Raw genomic sequence first — 2,991 nt, 5'->3', positions numbered from 1 at the left:
GCAGGTCCAGCAGCATCCCGAGGGCGAACCTCCAGGCGTCCTCGGGCAGGGCCTTGCTGCCGCGTACGAGCCGGGTGACGAACTCCCTGCGGGGACCTGCGGCGGCCTTCCACGCCCGGTTGCACGCAGACTTCAGAGGATCCGGTCACCGTCTTGCGCGATGTGCACGACCTCCTCCAGACAGCCCACCTCAACGCGTCGCAGCCGCTGCTCAACCACGTACGGCTCCTGGTGGACGAAACCCTGGAACTCCTGACCGCAATGCGCGACCGAAGGGCACCCTCCGATACCCGAACGCTGGCCTGTATCCGCACAGCCCTTCTCGCCGCCACCGCAGCCCTGCAACAAGCAGGCTCCCACCACCACGAAGCCACCCAGCTCCTGAACCTGACATGGCAGAGCCTGACCACACACCACCACGCACCGGCCGAGCCGCCCCCCAACCAGATCCTCCTGGTCATCCGCACCCAGCCATAGCCTCCCGCCACTCACTTCTCCTACAGCTGCGGGGAGGCCGAAGCCCCCACCGGCCTTCCAACCAACGACACCAACCCGCAGCCACCACCCAGGCCCCGCCCCATGACACCACCGACGGGGCCAACCGCTGAACAGTCTGGAGGCCGCCAGCTCCTGGAGGGATTGGCGGCGGTCGGGGTGGCCGGTCCCGGGCTAGAGGGCTTGAGCCGACACCACAACCCCACCAGCACTCACCCAGCTTGCAAGCCCTCCAAAGCCGGTGTGCCCGGCCGGGGCTTGGCGTGGCGCACTCAGGCACCGGACCCGGCGTCGGGACGGTGCGGGGCGACGGCCTGTTCCTCGACCTCGGACAGGCGGTAGGTGCCCTTGTCCTCGTGGCCGAGCTTTTCCAGGAGCAGCAGGTAGGCGGCCTGCTGGGGCGTGGGGTCCTCCCACAGGAAGCGCACTCCCATACGGGCGTCGTTCCAGCCCTGCGGGTCGCGCATGTCGCGTTCGAAGGCGGCGGCGACGTGCGCGAACAGCACATGAGCAGTGCGAGCCTTGGAGAGGGTCACCAGCTCCGACAGCCGCACCCGCGCAAAGGGCGTCTCGGGCAGCGTCACGCCCAGGAACTGGGCGACATCCTCGGCTTCCTGGCGCTGCGCCCACTTGCCGTAGAAGGAGGGCAGGTCCAGCAGCATCCCGAGGGCGAACCTCCAGGCGTCCTCGGGCAGGGCCTTGCTGCCGCGTACGAGCCGGGTGACGAACTCCCTGCGGGGACCTGCGGCGGCCTTCCACGCCCGGTTGCACGCGACGGTGCGGGCCCGCTCGGCGGCCCTGACCTCGTCCTCGGCCGTCTTCTCCGGCTTGGGCCTGGGACGTGCCTTGTGGCCGTACTCGGCCGGGTCCGCGCAGTACCAGAGGGGCTGGTGGTCGTCGTCGAGGCGGGCACTGTGACCGGGGCAGCCCTTGTGGCCGGACTCGTCCAGGGGCCTGCCCAGCGGCGTGGTCAGCTCCGACAGCAGCCGGGCGGTGTCCTTCACCCCGTACGGCACTCGCGCGGGCAGCAGCGGGATCTGCGCCTTCTCCTGTGCACCAGGCACGTCCTCGACCTCGGCGAACTGGGCGATCTGTTCCAGGTCCATGCCCCCGGCACTGGCCCGGCGCAGGGCAGCATCGTCGAGCTTCTGCGCCGCCCTGGCCTGCTGGGCGGCGTTACGGCCGACACCGAGGGCCTTGCTCGCCTTGCGCCGGTCGACCTCGCTCATGTCGATCAGGGACAGCTCCTGCGCCCGGAGGGTGTCGCGCTCGCTCATCCCTTCGCGGTGATCGTTCTCGACCAGGGACAGAAACCGCGTCCAGCCGTCGTTGCCGACCAGCTCCTCCCGCACGTACGCCCTCACCACGCGCACGGGGCGGCCGTCCTGTGCGGCGTCTGCGTTGGCGGTCTGCGCTGCCTGGGCGCGCCGCCAGCCCTTGAAGACGCCGTAGGTGCCGTCGGGCCGGGGGCGGACGCTGATGGGCTCCTCGACGCCGAGTTCCTTGACGGAGGCGATGAGCTTCTCGTCCGGCTCGGTGTCGTGCTCGCGCGCATTGCACTCGTCGCGCACCAGCAGCGCCGGGTCGAGCTTGACGACCTGCGGCGCGGCCTCCTCGTGCTCGTTGTTCTTGTCGGCCGGGGTCGAGACGGCGGTGGCCATGTGGCTCTCCTTTTCCTTGCCTCATCGGCGAATTGGCGGAAACCAACTCCCTGTATTAAAAATAATAGTTTGATATATGGAGAGGGCTAGATACCCACTGACCTGCGAAAATGACGGTCTGCTGCGCCGCTTTTGCCTTTGAACCCCCGTGAGCCCGGCGTCCGTTCGGCGCCTGGGCCGCGTGGAGTACGGGCTGGCTTCAGGCGGTGGGCAGGTGCCGGCTGCGGAGGCGGGCGGCCGGGATCTCGGTGTCCAAATCCGGGTGCTGCCGGGATGCTGAGGGCAGCAGCGCGTGGCGGATGTCCATGGCCCTGGTGAGGACACCCAGTTGCGCGGGGGCAATACCCAGGGACCCTGCTCGTCGGCGTCCAGGACGGCCGGCAGGTTTTGGGTGATCTGGACGTCCTCGGCACGCTGGTAGACCGGGTGGGTCCGGTTGAGCCGCAGGACGAGAACCAGGCTCGCGCCCAGGTGCGGGGCGTGGCAGCGCCAGGTAGGCGTGATCACCTGGTGGCCGTCCGGCACGGTGAGGACCTGGAGTACGCCCGCGAGCACGATGAGCCGTTCGTCTGTACGGCGAACGCCGAATCGGGGGCGCGGTTGTCGCAGGACCGGCAGGCGTAGGAGCCAGGATCCCAGGGCTCGTAGCGGCCCTCGTGGCAGATGTGGCAGAGAACGGAACCGGACCAACGCGCGAACTGGACCCGCCGCGCCGCCGTCTAGGTCGCCGCACGCCGCGGTGACGCGGAAGCCGGCCCACTGCGGGCGCCACACACCCCCGCCGACACCACCGCCAAGTATCAGGTGTCACCCCGGAGCGCCGCGCCCGCCATCG

3 protein-coding genes are annotated in these 2,991 nt (G+C 69.7%); 2 read left to right on the top strand and 1 reads right to left on the bottom strand.

What is annotated here, in order from left to right; translation table 11 throughout:
* Positions 1 to 153 precede the first annotated feature (153 nt).
* Complete coding sequence (locus FNH09_RS45785; RefSeq protein WP_152895780.1) at positions 154 to 477, top strand: hypothetical protein; 324 nt, start codon at positions 154 to 156, stop codon at positions 475 to 477.
* A gap of 290 nt (positions 478 to 767) precedes the next feature.
* Here the strand turns inward: FNH09_RS45785 and FNH09_RS45780 are convergent, their stop codons facing one another.
* Entirely contained in the window at positions 768 to 2,156 is a 1,389-nt protein-coding gene (locus FNH09_RS45780; protein WP_152895779.1) for a ParB/RepB/Spo0J family partition protein, read from the bottom strand.
* Between the two features lie 480 nt (positions 2,157 to 2,636).
* Between FNH09_RS45780 and FNH09_RS46945 the strand changes: the two genes are divergently transcribed.
* The gene (locus tag FNH09_RS46945) at positions 2,637 to 2,780 is read left to right on the top strand and encodes a hypothetical protein (protein ID WP_156110866.1); all 144 of its coding nucleotides are present in this window, start codon (positions 2,637 to 2,639) and stop codon (positions 2,778 to 2,780) included.
* Positions 2,781 to 2,991: the final 211 nt, after the last annotated feature.

Origin of the sequence: Streptomyces adustus, assembly GCF_009377175.1 — a bacterium.
GTDB classification, from domain to species: domain Bacteria; phylum Actinomycetota; class Actinomycetes; order Streptomycetales; family Streptomycetaceae; genus Streptomyces; species Streptomyces adustus.
Note: the sequence above shows the minus strand (reverse complement) of the source record. Positions and strands in the feature narration are given on the sequence as shown.